Origin of the sequence: Pseudomonas sp. NPDC089554 (assembly GCF_050280645.1) — a bacterium.
GTDB lineage: Bacteria > Pseudomonadota > Gammaproteobacteria > Pseudomonadales > Pseudomonadaceae > Aquipseudomonas.
The window spans coordinates 1-15,329 of the sequence record NZ_JBNNVR010000072.1 but is presented as its reverse complement, the minus strand read 5'-3'; the positions used below and the strand labels follow the sequence as shown (position 1 = coordinate 15,329).

Sequence of the window (15,329 nt, the reverse complement as noted above, 5' to 3'; positions counted from 1 at the left end):
GGGCTTGCCCGCGAAGAGGCCGGCAAAGGCACCTCAAGGCTCATCGTCGATGCGCCGCGAGGCAATCCTGCGCCCACGGGTAATCAACTCGGCAAACTGCCGGGCGTTCAGCGGGTGGGCGAACAACCAGCCCTGGCCATAGTTGACCCCCTCACTGTTGAGCAGCACCGCCTGGTCCTCGCACTCGATACCCTCGGCAATCACCCGCAGGTGCAGGTCGTGGGCCATGCGGATGATGTGCGGGGCGACCCCGCTGCTGGCGGCGTCATGGCCCAGGGCATCGATGAATGCCTTGTCGATCTTCAGGCAGTCCACCGGCAGGGTTTGCAGGTAGGCCAGGCTGCAATAACCCGTGCCGAAATCGTCGATCAGCACTTGGTGCCCGACATTGCGCAGGGCCTGGAGGTTGTCGCGGGCGACCACCACATCGACCAGCCCACGCTCGGTCACTTCGAAAGCGATCTGGCTGGCCGCCACCCGGTGATGGGCGAGCAGGCGCGCCGCCACCCGGCCAATGCGCGGCACCATCACGTCACAGGCCGCCAGGTTCACCGAGATATACAGGTGACGGTTGGCGCGCAGCAGCTGGCCCAGTTGCTCCAGCACACGCTGCAAAACGAAGTCGGTGATCTGGCGGATCTGCCCGGTATTCTCGGCCAGCGGAATGAACAGCTCCGGGCTGGTCAAGGTGCCATCGGGCCGACGCCAGCGCACCAGGGCCTCGGCGCCTACGCAGCGGCGGCTGTCCAGCTCGAAGATGGGTTGGTAGAGCACCTGCAACTCGCCGCGGCGCAGGGCGTTCTGCAACTCCGAGCTCATCGAGCGGCGTTGCAGGATCAGTTGCAGCACCAGCCAGCCGATGCAGCACGCCAGCAGCACGCTGCCGGGGAACAGCAGCCAGAGCATGCCGTTCATGCGTAGGGGCAGGCTGGCACGCGGTGCGATCAGCACCAGCTGGTAGTCCGGCGACTTGGTGGGCATGCGGTAGACCAGGCGGTCGCTGAGTTCCAGCAGGGCTTTGTTCGAGGGAGGCGGCCAGCCTTCGGCGGGCGGCCAGGGTTGGGTCGGGCCCAGCACCGGTATCGCCCGGGCACCGTGGTCGAGCACCACCAGCAGGCTGCCACCGGCGGGCAGGTCGACCACGTCGGTCAGGTGCCCGCGCGAGGTGGACACCAGGAATGGGCCACGCCCGAGCATCAATGCCGCGAGGTTTTCATTCGGCTCGGTCGTAGTGTTGAGCCAGTAGCTGTAGGTCGGGCCCTGGATGTCCGGCGCCCGCAGGGGCTCCATGAGCCGCGCGCCGCCCCGGGTGGAACAAGCCATCGGGCCATCCACGTAGATGGCCTCATAGACGAAGCGGTAGCTCAGGCTGACCTGCTGCAACGCCGCCAGCATCGCCGGGTCGCAGCCGCGCAACGGCTGTGCCTGCAACTGGTCGACCCCTTCGCGCAACTGGCCGAACACCTGCTCCAGGCGCTCCAGGAAACGCTCGCCACGGGCGTTCATTTGCGCGCTTTCGCTTTGCTTCATGTGCTGCAAGGTCACGCCGAAGCTGCCGGCCAGCAACACGGCAGCGCTGGCCAGGGCCACCAGCGAGGCCAGCGTCCAGGGGCGATAGAATATTTGGCGCACGGCGGCGATGAAGGCAGGCATGCAGGGCATCCAGTTGAATACCAAAGGTATAGCAACTGGATGCCTTCTCAGCTTGGCCGTTGGGCGGCAGACGACAAGGGCTGCGCAAACGTATCAGCGCTGGGTGTTGAGCACCTGAAGCATGGCAGCGGTCTGGCTGTCGGGCTGGCCGTCGAAACGTTGAGGGCGAAAGCGCATCTGGAAGGCGGCGATCACGTGGCGCGTGGCCACGTCCAGCTCGCCATTCTGCTCGATGGCGTAGCCGAAGCGGGCCAGTTGCTGCTGGTACCACAGCACGCTGGGCGGGTTGGCGTCGAAGAACACTTGCTGGCGCGCCACCGCATTGGCGTTCGGCCAAACGCCCAGGCCGGCATCGGCCAGGCGCTTCCAAGGGAACAATGGCCCGGGGTCAAGCTTGCGCAGCGGTGCAATGTCGCTGTGACCGATGATGTGTTGCGGGGCGATGTTGTGGCGCTGGACGATGCCCTTGAGCAGGGCGATCAGTGCCTGCACCTGCGCTTCGCTGTAGGGGTGCCAGACCCGGCCATTGGGGGTATCGGTGTAGCCTGGGTTGACGATTTCGATGCCGATGGAGCTGGAGTTCAACCAGGTGCGGCCTTGCCATTGGCTCTCGCCGGCATGCCAGGAGCGCCGGCTTTCGTCCACCAGTTGGTAGACGGTGGCGTCGCGATCGTCGCCAACCAGGTAGTGGCTACTCACTTCGCCGTGGGTGAGCAGGGCCAGCGAGCGCTCCAGCGAGGCGCTGGTGTAGTGCAGGACGACGAACTGGGTGCGGCTGTCCTGGTTGGTCGAGGTGTGGCTGCGGTCGATACGCAGGCCGCTGGAGCATCCCGCGAGGATCAGCAGGAGCAACACGGTGAGGAATCTTTTCATTGCGGAGAACACGTTTGGATGAGCCTCAAGACGCTACAGTATAACGTGCTCCCCGCGCGATGTTATCGCTCGATGGTCAGCGGGTGCACATGACCAGGAATTCGAGCGAGTTGTCGCCACTAGGTTCTTTCATGTCGACCAACTGAGTCATGACGACGACACTTTCTACGATCGGCTTGCCAATGACTTTGGCCTGACCATGTAGTGTCGTCACTTCAGTGCTGATGTCGATGGGAGAGACAGTGCAGAACCCTGGGTCGGTATCCACGACTTGCTCGTTGAGTGTCAGCTTGTATTCAGTCAGATAGTTATTCTGAACGGTACGTTGGACATGTTCGATCCATTGGGACGATTGCCGCAGCACCGCTCCTTCGGCAGACACATGCGCTGTCAATATCGGCTCCTTGGCCAGAGCGCCGGTCGAGAAAGCCAGGCCCAGCAAAACCATCGCGGTTTTCTTCATCTACAACCTCCTGCAATCGCTGCCTGCGCTGCGGGGTGCAGCGCCAGGCCGCAGTGTCGATCGCTGAGGAGGTTGCAGGTGCGGTAGTTATTTAGCGGGTTCGACTCGGTTGCGGCCTTGGTCCTTGGCCCGGTACAACGCCTCATCGGCGCGCTTGAGCACTTGGTCGGGGCGCTCGCCGCTGCGGAACGTGCTCACGCCGATGGACGTGGTGATGACCACGCGCTCGCCCTTGAAGTGGAAGGGGCAGGCCTCGACTGCCGCTCGCAGGGCCTCGGCAACCTGCAGGGCGGCGGCGGGCGAGGTCTGCGGCAGCAGCATGACGAACTCCTCGCCACCGAAGCGGGCGATGAAGTCGCGCCCACGCAGGCGCTTGCGCAGCTGGTCGGCGACAATCTTCAGCACCTTGTCGCCCGCCAGGTGACCGTAGCCATCGTTGATGCGCTTGAAATGGTCGAGGTCAAGAATCGCCATCGCCAGGTGACCGCCGTTTTCCTGCCAGTCGAGCACTTCCTGCTCCACCCGCTCGGACCAGGCCGCCCGGTTGGGCAAGCCTGTCAGCGGGTCGATCATCGCCTTCTGGCGTTGCTCTTCGAGGTGCTCACGGTAGCCGAGCGCTTCCTGCTCCATGCTCGCCACCCGCTCGGCCAGCCCCTGTAGGCGCCCGGCCAGCTCCTGCTCGCGGCGGTCGCGTTCGTGCTGGTGGTCGTCCATGGTGCCCAGCAGGCCTTCGAGGCGGTTTTCCAGGATGTGTTTGAGACCATCGAGGTCGTCGGCGCCCTGCACGCTGCTTTGCAGGCCGTCGACCTGTTCGCGCAGCTGGCTGTCCAGGTCGCGGGCGGCGGACGTGTTGTCGGCGTGCCCGGCGCTGGCCTCCTGCAGGTGGCTCTGGAAGGTTTCCAGGCGCTCGTTGAGCTGTTGCAGGTACACCTCGAACTCGTGCTGGCCGCTGTCGGTAATCGCCAACATGAGCACGGCAAGGTCGTCCAGCACCGGGATCAGCTCATACCAGTTCAGGCCACGCGCGACGCGTTCGCGCATCTCCAGGGCCTGCGCCTTGTAGCGCTCCGGCAGGCTGAGGTCGTCGAGCAGGCTGATAAGGGTTTTTTCGATGTGTGCGGCGACCGAGCTGTAGGGCGGTTCGGTCGCGTCGGGCAGGGCGTAGGGGCCGTCTTCGCCCTCCAACTCGGGGGTAGGCTCGGCAAGCGCCTGGGCGACGGAGGGCGCTTCGGCTGCCGCCGCCTCGACGTCGGGCAGCTCGGCATGGGTTTCAGTGGGCACTTCGTCAGCGCCAGACGCCGAGGCGGGTTCAGGCGGCTCGGAAACTACCGCTGACGCAGGCTCAGGCGCTGCGACGACGGCTGGCTGTTCAAGCGCGATGGGCGGCGGAGCGGGCAAGGGCTGCAACTCATCCACATCGGCACGCACAGGGCCAGGCAGAACCTGCGCGACGGGCTCCGCTACTTGCACGAGCTCTACCGGTGCAGGTGCCTGATGGGGCGTGGCCTGGGGTTCGGCCAGCGCCGCCACAGGCTCAGGTTGCAGCGCCGGCCCGGCTTGGGGCTGCTCGGCCTCGCGCCCGCCGAACAGGCGTTGCAGCAGGTTGGGCCGGGCTTCGTCCTCAGGCTGGCGCAAGGCGGACAGCGCACGCCCCTGCAGGCCACTGAGCTCGCCCAGCAGCGGCGGCAGCTCGCGCGACTGGCTAACGCCACCATCGAGCTTCTTCGCCAGCTTCTTGAGTGGCCGCGACACATCACCTGGCAGCGGCAGCCCCTGTAGCTGGCTGACCAGTGCGGTCAGTGCATCGCTGACCTGGTTCATGCGGGTTTCGCGGCGCTGCTCGGAGTCCAGCACGGCCTTTTCCAGGCGCGGAATCAGCCCGGCAAGGCCCGCGTCCATGCTGTCGCTGCGAATGACCTCGCGCATTTCCTTCATGCACTGGTCGACCGCCTTGTCGCTGCCCTCGGCCGCCAGGCTGCTGCGCACCAGGCCACGGCGCAGCAGGTCGAGCCGGGCTTCCCAACGGCGCTCGAGTTTTTCCTGCTGCTCGATGCTTTTTAAGTATTTTTCTTTCCAGCGCTCGGCTTCGTCGGTCATGCCTGGATCCGCAGGTGAGGGCATCTGATGGGCTGTGATTACGGGGTTTCGGCGAGAAGCGCCAAGTCTTGAGCAGGCTTATCGCACGACCGGCAGCGTAGCCACAGTCAGGGCATCAGGCAATCGGATCTCGACGGCAACCGGCAGATGATCGGAGATGGGCTTGGCCAGCACCTCGACCCGCTCCAGGGTAAGGCTCGGGCTGAGCAGGATGTGGTCCAGGCAGCGCTGCGGGCGCCAGCTCGGGAAGGTCGCTTCGACCTGCGGCGCGATCAGGCCGAGGTCACGCAGGGGGGAGTTTTCCAGCAGGTCGGTGGCGTGGGTGTTCATGTCACCCATGAGTATCTGGTGGCGGTAGCCGCCGATCAGCTCGCGGATATAGCCCAGCTGCAGGGCGCGGGTCTTGGCGCCGAGGGCCAGGTGCATCATCACCACGATCAACGCGTCATCGCCTTCGCCGAAGCGCACCAGGATCGCCCCGCGACCGGCCGGGCCGGGCAGGGGGTGGTCTTCGAGGTGCTGGGGCTTGAGACGGCTGAGTACGCCGTTGCTGTGCTGGGCGAAGCGCCCGAGGTTGCGGTTGAGCTGCTGGTACCAGTAGGGGAAGGAGCCGAGCTGGGCCAGGTGCTCGACCTGGTTGATATAGCCCGAACGCATGCTGCCGCCATCGGCCTCTTGCAAGGCCACCAGGTCGAAGTCGCCGAGCAGTTGGCCGATCTTCTTCAGGTTGCTGGCCCGGCCGTTGTGCGGCAGCAGGTGCTGCCAGCTGCGGGTCAGGTAGTGGTGGTAACGCTCGGTGCTGATGCCAACCTGGATATTGAAGCTGAGCAGCCGCAGGCGACCATCTTCCGGCAGGCCTGGGGCCTGCAGATGATGCTCGTTGACCTGCGGCTGGTGCAGGCCAACGCCACGTGCGGGTCGCATGCGGCGCATGGCGTTCGCCGCTTACTTAGCGGCGCGCTCCTTGGCGATCAGTTGGTCGGCGACGTTCAGCACGCCTTCCGGCCCGCCGGCGCTGCCCAGGTCAAAGCGGTACTTGCCGTTGACTACCATGCTCGGTACGCCGGTGATTTCGTACTTCTTCGCCAGTTCCTTGGCCTGGTTGACCTGGCCCTTGATGGCGAAGGAGTTGAAGGTGGCGAGGAATTTGTCTTTGTCCACGCCTTGGGTGGCGAGGAAGTCGGCCATGTCTTTCGGGTCGGTCAGGCGCTTGCGCTGGTTCTGGATGGCGTCGAAGACGGCGGCGTGCACCTTGTGCTCGACGCCCATGGCTTCGAGGGTCAGGAACATCTGGCCGTGGGCATCCCAGGGGCCGCCGAACATGGCGGGCACGCGCTTGAAGTTGACGTCATCCGGCAGCTTGTCGACCCAAGGGTTCAGGGTGGGTTCGAAGTGGTAGCAGTGCGGGCAGCCGTACCAGAACAGCTCGACGACTTCGACCTTGCCAGGCACGGACACCGGTACCGGGTTGCTCAGCTCGATATATTCCTTGCCGGCGACAGGCTCTGCGGCCTGTACGGTGGCCACACCGAATACGCTGGCGGCGACCAGCGCAGCGCTGAGAATCAGTTTACGCATGCTTTACTCCTGAGCAGTCATGGGTCGCCACGACGCGACCTGAATTGGGACAGGCCGGGAAGGGCTTGAGTTCTGTAGTGTAACGACTATGGGCGAAAAAAAGGGCAGCGCGGGCTGCCCGTTTTTTCATCAATACCCCAGTTGCATTAACCGAGTGTTAACTCAGTGCAGCCCCTGGATATAGCTGGCCAACGCTTCGATATCCTTGTTGCTCAGCTTATTGGCGATGGTGCGCATGGTCATGGCATCGCCATCGTTGGTGCGGTTGCCTTCGCGGAAGTCGGTGAGCTGCTTGCTCACGTATTGCGCGTGCTGGCCGCTCAGGTGAGGGAAGCCGGCCAGGGCCAGGCCCGCGCCATTGGGCGAATGGCAGCCGGTGCAGGCCGGCATGCCTTTCTCCAGGTCGCCACCGTTAAACAACGCCTTGCCACGCTCGACCAATTTCGGGTCGGCGGCACCCACGCTGCCTTTCTGGCTGGCGAAGTAGGCGGCAATGTCGGCCAGGTCCTGGTCATTGAAGTTGGCCAGCATGCCGGTCATCTCGAGCACCGTGCGCTTGCCAGACTTGATGTCGTGCATTTGTTTTTCGAGGTAACGCTGGCCCTGGCCGGCCAGTTTCGGGAAGTTCGGCGCCAGGCTGTTGCCGTCAGGGTTGTGGCAGGCCCCACAGACGGCGGTCTTGGCCTGACCGGCAGCAGCATCGCCTTTGATAGGGTCCGCAGCACTCGCCGCACCTGCAACCCCCATGGTCAACAGCAGACTCACGAATAGTTTGTTCATCAGCTAATCCAACACGGCTAAGGGTGAAATGTTATGTATCGGGACTGCCGCTCATCCAGAGGATGACCGACCGGTAGTCCTCGGTACTGCAGTCCATGCACAATCCACGCGGCGGCATAGCCTTGAAACCCCGGGTAACATGCGCCACCAGTACATCCACACCTTGCGCCAGCCGTGGCTCCCATGCCGCCGCATCGCCCTTTCTGGGGGCCTGCGGCAGTTGCCCGGCGTGACAGGCCGCACAGCTGCGGTTGTACAACGCCTCGGGATCCTGTGTAGCCTGAGCGCTGAAAAACGGTAGGAACATACCGACAGCAAGCAGCCATTTCGCCTTGCGGAACGACCTTTCAGGGTTGGGTGACGCGCTGCGTTCTAATGCGCAAGCTATTGTTCGACACCCCATGCGTCTTCCCCTTCGCTGGGAGAATTCGCACACAAAAACTGGGGCATTATATACTTCCGCCCTCCAAACGGAAACGCTGGTGCCTGGACTAGGCAACACCCACATCGGATATCCCATGCAAGTCAAGAACCCCATCCTCGGCCTCTGCCAGAAAGCCAAATTCGCCCTTAGCGCCGCCAAGGTCGAACAATGCCCGGAAGACCAGGGTTACGAGGTGGCTTTCGCCGGCCGTTCCAACGCCGGCAAGTCCAGTGCCCTCAATACCCTGACCCACGCCAGCCTGGCACGTACCTCCAAGACCCCCGGTCGCACCCAGCTGTTGAATTTCTTCAGTCTGGACGATGAACGGCGTTTGGTCGACCTGCCGGGCTACGGATATGCAAAAGTCCCGATTCCACTCAAGCAACACTGGCAGCGCCACCTCGAAGCCTACCTGGGCAGCCGCGAGTGCCTGCGCGGTGTGATCCTGATGATGGACGTGCGCCATCCGATGACCGACTTCGACAAGATGATGCTCGACTGGGCGAACGCCGCAGGCATGCCGATGCACATCCTGCTGACCAAGGCCGACAAGCTGACCCACGGCGCGGGCAAGAACACCTTGCTCAAGGTGCAGTCGGAAATTCGCAAGGGCTGGGGCGAAGGCGTGACCATCCAGCTGTTCTCGGCGCCCAAGCGCTTGGGGCTGGAAGAGGCCTACCGAGTACTGGCGGGCTGGATGGAGCTGGAAGACAAGCCGGTAGCTTGATAGGCGCGGCCACGTGCTGCGAGCGGGCCGCCATGCGGCCCCCTACGAAGGGCCAGCCAGCCTCTGTATCTCGGCCTTGCGCCGCTCTGCGGGCAACCGCCCCAGCGCTTCGACCTTTGCATAGAACTGCGCCCAATCGCCATTGGCCTCCCGGAACAGCGCTGCAAACGCCGGCACCCACTGGTCATACAGGCCAAATGGCAGCAGCTTGGCGTTGTTCATGGGCCCATAGACCCAGGCATCGAAGCGCCGATCCCCGCCCCATGCGCCATCACGCAGCACCCGGTATGCCTGCCTCATGCGTTCGAACTGCGCCTGCTTGGCCGCACGCTTGCCCGCGTCATCCAGGGGCCCGGCATAGATCGCCTGCAACCGCTCACGGGTCTCCAGCACCAGCTGTGTGAACTGCTCGCGCTGCTGCGTGCGTGCTGGCGCAAGCGCGGGCAACCCGCGCGCCGCGCGCCATTGGCGTGCCCCCTCCTGTTCGACGAAGGTGGCGAAGGACTCGTTGAATTCGCTGTCGTCCTGCACGTAGAACCGCTGGTGGGCCAACTCGTGGAAGATCAGCGACGCCAAGCGCTCATCCCCCCAGGCGACCATTGAGGACAGGATCGGGTCGTCGAACCAGCCCAGGGTCGAGTAGGCCTCCACACCGCCCAGGTAGACATCCAGCCCCTGCTCACGCAGCAAGGCCGCAGCCCCACGTGCAGCGCCCTGGCGGTAGTAGCCGCGGTAAGCGACACATCCTGCGATGGGGAAACAATGGGTTACCGGCTGCAACGACAGCTCCGGCGTGGCGAACACGTTCCACACCACGTAGGGGCGGCCCAGGTCGGCGTAGACCCGGTAGCTGTCGTTGTCTGGCAGTTTCAGTTGCTGGCTGGCAAAGGCCCGGGCCTGTTCAGCGTGCAACAGCCGCTCACGCAGCTTGGGGTCGGTGGCCGGGTCTTGCAGCACCTGCTCGACTGGCTGACGCGCCCGCAACAGCTGCAATTGCCCTTCAGCCAGCTGGCCGTAGTAGCCGACACTGGAGCAACCGCCCAGCAGAAGCACGGCCAACAGGGGAACCAAGCGCCCCCGAATGCGGTCGAGAGCCCCACGGAAAAGAAAAAGTCGAAGCATCGCAGGCTGCCTGTCTCGCTCATGGCCGGTGCGTTCCAAGACTACTTGCCAAGGGAGAGTTTCGCCATGCGTACACTGTTTGCCGTCGGCACGCTCGGGCTGCTGTCCGGCTGCGCCAGCCTGCCGGACCCCGACCCCAACCAGGCCTGGGTCGACCTCGCGCCCCACGGCGACACCTCGCTGCACGCCATGCAGGTGGACGAGCGAGACTGGACCGACAACCGCTATTTCGAAGTGCAGCCCGGCCGCCACGAGCTGACCGTGCGCTACCAGTTCGCTGTGCCGCCGAGCAACATCGGCCCGGTGCAGGAGCCGCTGTGGCGCGACTGCGAGCTGAACCTCACGTTCAAGGACTTCAACGCCGGCCAGCGCTATCGCCTGCAAGCCGGCAACATTGGCTTCCACCCTTGGCTGAAACTGTATGACGACCAGCAAAAACTGGTGGGTCGCGGCGAGCCAGCAGGCTGCCAGCACAGCTGATCAGCGCTATGCTTATCCCTTAGTGAACCGCAAGCGGAGTTCCACCATGCGCCAGCCCATGATGCTGATCGCCCTCAGTGCGTTGGGGGCCTGCGCCAGCCCCTTGCCGCCCAAAGACCCGGGAAAAGCCTGGGTCGACCTCTACACCATCACCCCCGGCCGCGCGCTCATGGCCGACCGCCTGGACGGCAAGCGCCTGGAAGATGGCCGCTATTTCCAGATCACGCCGGGCCAGCACGAGCTGGTGGTGCGCTTCGACTACGAAGTGCAGGCGGGCGGCTTCAGCACCGACCCCACCGATCGCATCTGCTACCTGACGGTGCGCTACGACGACTTCAAGGCGGGCGAGCGCTACCGCCTGGAAGCACGGGCGCCAGCCATGCAACCGCAGGTGTTGCTCTACGATGGCAGCCGCAAGGTGCTGGTCAACGAGCCGAGCAGGGTGTTCTGCATTCCCTGAAACGTTGACGGCCCCACGCGGGGGCCGTCATTCATCTACCGATCATTCTTCTGGTAAATGATTTTCTTGGTGCCGGCATCGCAGCTGCCAACCACCATGTTGTGGTCCTTCACCTCGGCGTTCGGCACGATCTCCAGGGTATAGGACGGCACACCCGCCGCCTGGATCTTGGCCTCGATCTCGGCCTTCAGTTCCTCGCAGGGCTTCACTGCGGCCCACGAAGAAGAAGCCAGCAGGCATGCCACCACAGCAGTCGCTACTCGGATCATGGGAAGGCTCCTGGTAAGGCAGACGCGCTGCCGATGCCCGTTAGACTACAGCAAACCCGCCCCGTTACCGCTTCAATCCAGCAATGTCGCATCCAGGCTGATCTTCGCGTTCAGCACTTTGGAAACCGGGCAGCCGGCCTTGGCCTTGTTGGCGATTTCCAGGAACTGCGCCTCGCTGGCGCCGGGAACCTTGGCCTTGAGGGTCAAGTGCACCGCAGTGATGGCGAAGCCATCAGGCTGCTTGTCGAGGGTGACTTCGGCGATGGTGTCGATGCGCTCCGGGGTCAAGCCCGCCTCGCCCAGCATCATGGACAGCGCCATTGAGAAGCACCCGGCATGGGCTGCGCCGATCAATTCCTCGGGGTTGGTACCGGGCGAGCCTTCGAAGCGCGTATTGAAGCCGTAGGGGTTCTGCTTGAGCGCGCCACTTTCGGTGGACAGCAGGCCCTTGCCATCCTTCAGGCCACCTTGCCAGATCGCCGATGCTGTCTTTTTCATGATTGCCTCCTGGTCATTGGGTTTGCGTACCTAAGGTTCAGAGGACAACGTCCTACAGCAAGTTCAGAACAATCTGAGTGCAGCCATTGAATCCGCCGAATGCGCCCATACAGAGTTCAAAAGGCCCATGGCCAACCCTTTCTGCGGAGGCTCCCATGACGCAACTGCGTGACCTGAAGATTTCCACCCTCGACCTGGTGCCAGTGCGCGCCGACAGCGGCCCGGCGCAAGCGCTGCGCAACTCGCTGGACCTCGCGCAGCATGTCGAGCGCCTGGGCTACCACCGCTTCTGGGTGGCCGAGCACCACAACATGGACGGCATCGCCAGCTCGGCCACCGCCGTGCTGATCGGCCACCTGGCCGGTGGCACCTCGACGATTCGCGTGGGCTCCGGCGGGGTGATGCTGCCCAACCACGCGCCGCTGGTGATCGCCGAGCAATTCGGCACCCTGGCCAGCCTCTACCCCGGCCGCATCGACCTGGGCCTGGGCCGCGCGCCGGGCTCCGACCAGATGACCGCCCGCGCCCTGCGCCGTGAACGCTCAGGCAGTGCCGACGACTTCCCCGATGATGTCGAGGAGCTGTCGCGCTACCTTGGCCCGCGCACTCCCGACCAGCAGGTGATCGCCGTACCCGGCCACGACACCGAGGTGCCACTGTGGCTGCTCGGCTCCAGCCTGTTCAGCGCCCAGTTGGCCGGCATGCGCGGGCTGCCTTACGCGTTCGCCTCGCACTTCGCGCCGCGCTACATGCACGAGGCAATCCGCATCTACCGCGACCACTTCAAGCCTTCCACCGTGCTGGACAAACCCTACGTGATGCTGGGCGTGCCGATGGTGGTGGCCGAAACCGACGACAAAGCAGAATTCCTGGCGACTTCGGTGTACCAGCGCATCCTCGCCCTGATTCGCGGCCAGAGCCTGATGCAGCGCAAGCCGGTGCCGAGCATGGACGGCCTGTGGCTGCCCCACGAGCGTGATGCGGTGGCCAGTTTCCTGGGCTTGGCGATGATCGGCAGCCCGCAGAAGGTGAGGGCGAAGGTGGAAGTGTTGCTGGAGCAGACGGGGGCGGATGAGCTGATCTTTACCTGCGATTTGTATGAGCATGAGGACCGGTTGCGCTCGTATGAGCTGTTGGCGCAGGCGTTGAAGGGCCAGTAAACGCTATCGCGGGGCAAGCCCGCTCCCACAAGTAATGCATGGCCCGTCAGAGCGGTGGAGTGCCTGTGGGAGCGGGCTTGCCCCGCGATGGATACACCGCTCAGCCGCGCCGGTAAACGATTTCCTTGGTCCCAGCCTCGCAACTGCCAATCACCTTTCCGGCAGGCTCGCCCTTGTCGACGATTTCCAGGCTGTAACCGGAAACCCCTTTGGCCTCGAGCTTCTCGGTGATCTCCGCTTTCAGCTCCTCGCACGGCTTGCCCGCCGCCAGGGCGCCACCTGCCAACATCATCAAACCCACTGCTACGAACACTGTTTTCATCGATCGCATTCCTTGTTCAGAGAAAAAGCAGCAAAAAGGTGCCAATTCCCATTGGCACCTCGGAAGTCTTATCCCATCAAGCGACCACAGGCTATCTCAGCACTGTTTCAGCTATTTGCAATGCGGAACCCCACCTTCAGGGTCACCTGGAAGTGGGCGGCCTTGTTGCCCTGGATATGCCCTCGAGTATCGACCACCTCGAACCACTCCAGGTGCTTGATGCTCTTGCCGGCCTCGGCCAGGGCGTTGTTGATCGCTTCCTCGATGCTGGTGGTCGACGACCCGACCAGTTCGATCTTCTTGTAGGTGTGATGATCGGACATGAGTGCTCTCCTTGGGTTTTGGCTGGTTTGAGCCTAGCAGTGCAGGCCAGGTTTACCTGCGAGCCATCGCTCCCACAGAAAGTTCGATCGCACTTTCGGCGCAGCGGGCAGTCGCAATTCGTACACCTACTCAACGAAGGAGAGTCGACATGGCCCGCAATGCGTTGCGCAAAACCTCACTGGAAAGCATGGAAGCCGAGATCGAGAGCCTGCTCAAGACCTTGGAAGACCTCAAGCACGATGCCTCGGAAGAGTCGCACAAGACCATGAAGGCCCTGCGCGGCAACGCCCAGAATGCCCTCAAGCATTCGCGCAGCCTGCTGGCCGACACCTACGAGGAAGTGAAGACCCGCACCCGCGAAACCGGCATCGCCACCCGCGACTACGCCCAGGAACACCCCTGGACCACCGCCGGCGTCGCCGTTGGCGCCGTCGGCCTGCTGGCCGCCTGGCTGCTGTGCCGACGCAACTAACCGGCCTGGCTACCTAGCTCCTGGCGCAACCACTGCGCCAGCTGCTCGGCGCGCCCATCGGCGGCGCGCCGGGGCACCCACAGTGCCAGCGCTGCGGGGGTCGGCGAAAAGCCCCAGGGCGCGGCCAGACGACCCGCTCGCAGGTCATCGGCTACCAGCGGCTGCGGGGCGATGGCCACGCCCAACCCCGCCACTGCCGCTTCCAGCAAGTAATACAAATGCTCGAACGCCTGGCCGAACGTCAGTTCGCCCGGCGTCAGCGCATGCTGCTCAGCCCAGGTCGGCCAAGCCTGTGGGCGTGAGGTGGTATGCAGCAGCGCCTCGCCCAGCAACGCCTTGGCAGGGGCGTGTTGCAGCCGCTCGAAACCCGGGAAATGCGGGCTGACCACCGGCCCGATACGCTCCTCGGCCAGCACATGCACCTGCATGTCTGCAGGCCATGGCGGCTCGGCGTACACCAGCAACGCATCGAGCCCCGGGCGGCGCGGGTCGAGGTCGCCTTCCCCGGCGGAGAGGTGCAAACGCAGCTCCGGAAGGTCGGCCTTCAAGCGCCCCAGGCGCGGAATGAACCAACGCGCCAGCAGGCTGCCGGAGCAGCCCAGCACGAAAGGCGCCTCACTGACATCACGGCTGAGTTCGGCACAGACCCCGCGCAGGCGGTCGAAGGCATCGAAGCTGGCATCGCGCAGGCGAATGCCGGCATCTGTGAGTTTGATGCCGCGCCCATCCTTCACGAACAGTGCTACGCCCAAGTGCTCTTCCAATACCTTGATTTGCCGGCTTACCGCACCGTGGCTCACGTGCAGCTGTTCAGCGGCCTGGCTGACGCTGTTCAGCCGGGCGGTGGCCTCGAAGGCTCGCAGGGCATTGAGGGGAGGAAGGTCCTGGCGCATTGGATTGGTGAGTTTTCCTGACAGGTTTGCGCAATCTTATCGGTTTTCAGGCGAGGCTGCGCTGGTTAGAGTAGCCCCATCGATCAGTGGTGGCTTCACCACGCAACCCTACACCTACGCCCCTGGAGCGCCCCCATGACCCAGTCCCAATACCGCCCCAGCCCGGATGCCAACGGCCTGTTCGGCTCGTTCGGCGGCCGCTACGTGGCCGAAACCCTGATGCCCCTGGTCCTGGACCTGGCCCGCGAATACGAAGCGGCCAAGGCCGACCCCAAGTTCCTCGAAGAACTGGCCTATTTCCAACGTGACTACATCGGCCGCCCCAATCCGCTGTACTTCGCCGAGCGCCTCACCGAACACTGCGGTGGCGCGAAGATCTTCTTCAAGCGTGAAGAGCTCAACCACACCGGCGCGCACAAGGTGAACAACTGCATCGGCCAGGTGCTGCTAGCCAAGCGCATGGGCAAGAAACGCCTGATCGCCGAAACCGGCGCCGGCATGCACGGCGTGGCCACCGCCACTGTCGCGGCGCGCTTCGGCCTGCCCTGCGTGATCTACATGGGCGCCACCGACATCGAGCGCCAGCAGGCCAACGTGTTTCGCATGAAGCTGCTGGGCGCCGAGATCGTCCCGGTCACTGCCGGCACCGGCACCCTGAAGGACGCCATGAACGAGGCCCTGCGCTGGTTGATTTCATGTTGCAGTTTGTCGCACTTGAAACTCGGCCGTTTGTA

The 15,329-nt window shown here is 64.1% G+C and carries 20 protein-coding genes; 6 read left to right on the top strand and 14 right to left on the bottom strand.

Annotated elements, in window-relative coordinates:
• Positions 1–33 precede the first annotated feature (33 nt).
• From ACQKPE_RS19365 to ACQKPE_RS19330, 8 genes are all read right to left on the bottom strand, one after another.
• Positions 34–1,653: an EAL domain-containing protein gene (locus ACQKPE_RS19365; RefSeq protein ID WP_427668234.1), complete on the bottom strand. Its 1,620-nt coding sequence runs from the start codon at positions 1,651–1,653 to the stop codon at positions 34–36.
• Positions 1,654–1,746: 93 nt separating this feature from the next.
• Positions 1,747–2,526 carry an N-acetylmuramoyl-L-alanine amidase gene (locus tag ACQKPE_RS19360; RefSeq protein WP_427668233.1) on the bottom strand — a complete coding sequence of 260 codons (780 nt, stop codon included), beginning with the start codon at positions 2,524–2,526 and terminating at the stop codon, positions 1,747–1,749.
• A gap of 76 nt (positions 2,527–2,602) precedes the next feature.
• Positions 2,603–2,989, bottom strand: a complete 387-nt coding sequence (locus tag ACQKPE_RS19355; RefSeq protein WP_427668232.1) for a hypothetical protein — start codon at positions 2,987–2,989, stop codon at positions 2,603–2,605.
• Positions 2,990–3,076: 87 nt separating this feature from the next.
• Positions 3,077–5,086, bottom strand: a complete 2,010-nt coding sequence (locus ACQKPE_RS19350; RefSeq protein ID WP_427668231.1) for a diguanylate cyclase — start codon at positions 5,084–5,086, stop codon at positions 3,077–3,079.
• A gap of 78 nt (positions 5,087–5,164) precedes the next feature.
• Positions 5,165–6,019: an endonuclease/exonuclease/phosphatase family protein gene (locus ACQKPE_RS19345; protein ID WP_427668230.1), complete on the bottom strand. Its 855-nt coding sequence runs from the start codon at positions 6,017–6,019 to the stop codon at positions 5,165–5,167.
• Positions 6,020–6,031: 12 nt separating this feature from the next.
• Positions 6,032–6,664, bottom strand: coding sequence for a thiol:disulfide interchange protein DsbA (gene dsbA, locus ACQKPE_RS19340; protein ID WP_427668229.1), 633 nt, complete (start codon positions 6,662–6,664; stop codon positions 6,032–6,034).
• Positions 6,665–6,826: 162 nt separating this feature from the next.
• Positions 6,827–7,444, bottom strand: coding sequence for a c-type cytochrome (locus ACQKPE_RS19335; protein WP_427668228.1), 618 nt, complete (start codon positions 7,442–7,444; stop codon positions 6,827–6,829).
• A 31-nt stretch (positions 7,445–7,475) separates the two neighbouring features.
• Entirely contained in the window at positions 7,476–7,751 is a 276-nt protein-coding gene (locus ACQKPE_RS19330) for a c-type cytochrome (protein WP_427668247.1), read from the bottom strand.
• A gap of 211 nt (positions 7,752–7,962) precedes the next feature.
• Here ACQKPE_RS19330 and yihA point away from each other — a divergent pair, with 211 nt between their 5' ends.
• Positions 7,963–8,595, top strand: coding sequence for a ribosome biogenesis GTP-binding protein YihA/YsxC (gene yihA, locus ACQKPE_RS19325; protein WP_427668227.1), 633 nt, complete (start codon positions 7,963–7,965; stop codon positions 8,593–8,595).
• 42 nt (positions 8,596–8,637) lie between these two features.
• Here the strand turns inward: yihA and ACQKPE_RS19320 are convergent, their stop codons facing one another.
• Entirely contained in the window at positions 8,638–9,717 is a 1,080-nt protein-coding gene (locus tag ACQKPE_RS19320) for an aminopeptidase (protein WP_427668226.1), read from the bottom strand.
• Positions 9,718–9,783: 66 nt separating this feature from the next.
• Here ACQKPE_RS19320 and ACQKPE_RS19315 point away from each other — a divergent pair, with 66 nt between their 5' ends.
• Positions 9,784–10,197, top strand: a complete 414-nt coding sequence (locus tag ACQKPE_RS19315) for a hypothetical protein (RefSeq protein ID WP_427668225.1) — start codon at positions 9,784–9,786, stop codon at positions 10,195–10,197.
• Between the two features lie 46 nt (positions 10,198–10,243).
• Positions 10,244–10,657, top strand: coding sequence for a hypothetical protein (locus ACQKPE_RS19310; protein WP_427668224.1), 414 nt, complete (start codon positions 10,244–10,246; stop codon positions 10,655–10,657).
• A 35-nt stretch (positions 10,658–10,692) separates the two neighbouring features.
• On the opposite strand, the gene ACQKPE_RS19305 is transcribed toward ACQKPE_RS19310, so the two are convergent.
• Both ACQKPE_RS19305 and ACQKPE_RS19300 read right to left on the bottom strand, forming a co-directional pair.
• Positions 10,693–10,926 carry a DUF1161 domain-containing protein gene (locus tag ACQKPE_RS19305; protein WP_427668223.1) on the bottom strand — a complete coding sequence of 78 codons (234 nt, stop codon included), beginning with the start codon at positions 10,924–10,926 and terminating at the stop codon, positions 10,693–10,695.
• A 72-nt stretch (positions 10,927–10,998) separates the two neighbouring features.
• A complete protein-coding gene (locus ACQKPE_RS19300; protein WP_427668222.1) occupies positions 10,999–11,424 on the bottom strand; it encodes an OsmC family protein in 426 nt (141 codons plus the stop codon).
• 155 nt (positions 11,425–11,579) lie between these two features.
• Here ACQKPE_RS19300 and ACQKPE_RS19295 point away from each other — a divergent pair, with 155 nt between their 5' ends.
• Complete coding sequence (locus ACQKPE_RS19295) at positions 11,580–12,584, top strand: LLM class flavin-dependent oxidoreductase (protein WP_427668221.1); 1,005 nt, start codon at positions 11,580–11,582, stop codon at positions 12,582–12,584.
• A 100-nt stretch (positions 12,585–12,684) separates the two neighbouring features.
• On the opposite strand, the gene ACQKPE_RS19290 is transcribed toward ACQKPE_RS19295, so the two are convergent.
• Together ACQKPE_RS19290 and ACQKPE_RS19285 are read right to left on the bottom strand one after the other, a co-directional pair.
• Positions 12,685–12,906: a DUF1161 domain-containing protein gene (locus tag ACQKPE_RS19290; protein ID WP_427668220.1), complete on the bottom strand. Its 222-nt coding sequence runs from the start codon at positions 12,904–12,906 to the stop codon at positions 12,685–12,687.
• A 107-nt stretch (positions 12,907–13,013) separates the two neighbouring features.
• On the bottom strand, positions 13,014–13,229 hold the full coding sequence (locus tag ACQKPE_RS19285) for a dodecin (RefSeq protein WP_275639489.1): 216 nt from the start codon (positions 13,227–13,229) through the stop codon (positions 13,014–13,016).
• Between the two features lie 149 nt (positions 13,230–13,378).
• Between ACQKPE_RS19285 and ACQKPE_RS19280 the strand changes: the two genes are divergently transcribed.
• Positions 13,379–13,702 carry a DUF883 family protein gene (locus ACQKPE_RS19280; protein WP_427668219.1) on the top strand — a complete coding sequence of 108 codons (324 nt, stop codon included), beginning with the start codon at positions 13,379–13,381 and terminating at the stop codon, positions 13,700–13,702.
• Here ACQKPE_RS19280 and ACQKPE_RS19275 read toward each other — a convergent pair.
• Positions 13,699–14,595, bottom strand: coding sequence for a LysR family transcriptional regulator (locus ACQKPE_RS19275; RefSeq protein ID WP_427668218.1), 897 nt, complete (start codon positions 14,593–14,595; stop codon positions 13,699–13,701). The genes ACQKPE_RS19280 and ACQKPE_RS19275 overlap by 4 nt on opposite strands.
• A 135-nt stretch (positions 14,596–14,730) precedes the next feature.
• Between ACQKPE_RS19275 and ACQKPE_RS19270 the strand changes: the two genes are divergently transcribed.
• On the top strand, positions 14,731–15,329 hold a 599-nt coding region (locus ACQKPE_RS19270; protein WP_427668217.1), incomplete at its 3' end, for a pyridoxal-phosphate dependent enzyme.

Coding starts and splice junctions, on each gene's coding strand:
- ACQKPE_RS19360 (WP_427668233.1), bottom strand. CDS start 2,526: ATGAAAAGATTCCTCACCGTGTTGCTCCTGCTGATCCTCGCGGGATGC.
- ACQKPE_RS19335 (WP_427668228.1), bottom strand. CDS start 7,444: ATGAACAAACTATTCGTGAGTCTGCTGTTGACCATGGGGGTTGCAGGT.
- dsbA (WP_427668229.1), bottom strand. CDS start 6,664: ATGCGTAAACTGATTCTCAGCGCTGCGCTGGTCGCCGCCAGCGTATTC.
- ACQKPE_RS19350 (WP_427668231.1), bottom strand. CDS start 5,086: ATGACCGACGAAGCCGAGCGCTGGAAAGAAAAATACTTAAAAAGCATC.
- ACQKPE_RS19365 (WP_427668234.1), bottom strand. CDS start 1,653: ATGCCTGCCTTCATCGCCGCCGTGCGCCAAATATTCTATCGCCCCTGG.
- ACQKPE_RS19320 (WP_427668226.1), bottom strand. CDS start 9,717: ATGCTTCGACTTTTTCTTTTCCGTGGGGCTCTCGACCGCATTCGGGGG.
- ACQKPE_RS19345 (WP_427668230.1), bottom strand. CDS start 6,019: ATGCGCCGCATGCGACCCGCACGTGGCGTTGGCCTGCACCAGCCGCAG.
- ACQKPE_RS19355 (WP_427668232.1), bottom strand. CDS start 2,989: ATGAAGAAAACCGCGATGGTTTTGCTGGGCCTGGCTTTCTCGACCGGC.
- ACQKPE_RS19280 (WP_427668219.1), top strand. CDS start 13,379: ATGGCCCGCAATGCGTTGCGCAAAACCTCACTGGAAAGCATGGAAGCC.
- ACQKPE_RS19310 (WP_427668224.1), top strand. CDS start 10,244: ATGCGCCAGCCCATGATGCTGATCGCCCTCAGTGCGTTGGGGGCCTGC.
- ACQKPE_RS19305 (WP_427668223.1), bottom strand. CDS start 10,926: ATGATCCGAGTAGCGACTGCTGTGGTGGCATGCCTGCTGGCTTCTTCT.
- yihA (WP_427668227.1), top strand. CDS start 7,963: ATGCAAGTCAAGAACCCCATCCTCGGCCTCTGCCAGAAAGCCAAATTC.
- ACQKPE_RS19315 (WP_427668225.1), top strand. CDS start 9,784: ATGCGTACACTGTTTGCCGTCGGCACGCTCGGGCTGCTGTCCGGCTGC.
- ACQKPE_RS19285 (WP_275639489.1), bottom strand. CDS start 13,229: ATGTCCGATCATCACACCTACAAGAAGATCGAACTGGTCGGGTCGTCG.
- ACQKPE_RS19295 (WP_427668221.1), top strand. CDS start 11,580: ATGACGCAACTGCGTGACCTGAAGATTTCCACCCTCGACCTGGTGCCA.
- ACQKPE_RS19300 (WP_427668222.1), bottom strand. CDS start 11,424: ATGAAAAAGACAGCATCGGCGATCTGGCAAGGTGGCCTGAAGGATGGC.
- ACQKPE_RS19330 (WP_427668247.1), bottom strand. CDS start 7,751: ATGTTCCTACCGTTTTTCAGCGCTCAGGCTACACAGGATCCCGAGGCG.
- ACQKPE_RS19290 (WP_427668220.1), bottom strand. CDS start 12,906: ATGAAAACAGTGTTCGTAGCAGTGGGTTTGATGATGTTGGCAGGTGGC.
- ACQKPE_RS19275 (WP_427668218.1), bottom strand. CDS start 14,595: ATGCGCCAGGACCTTCCTCCCCTCAATGCCCTGCGAGCCTTCGAGGCC.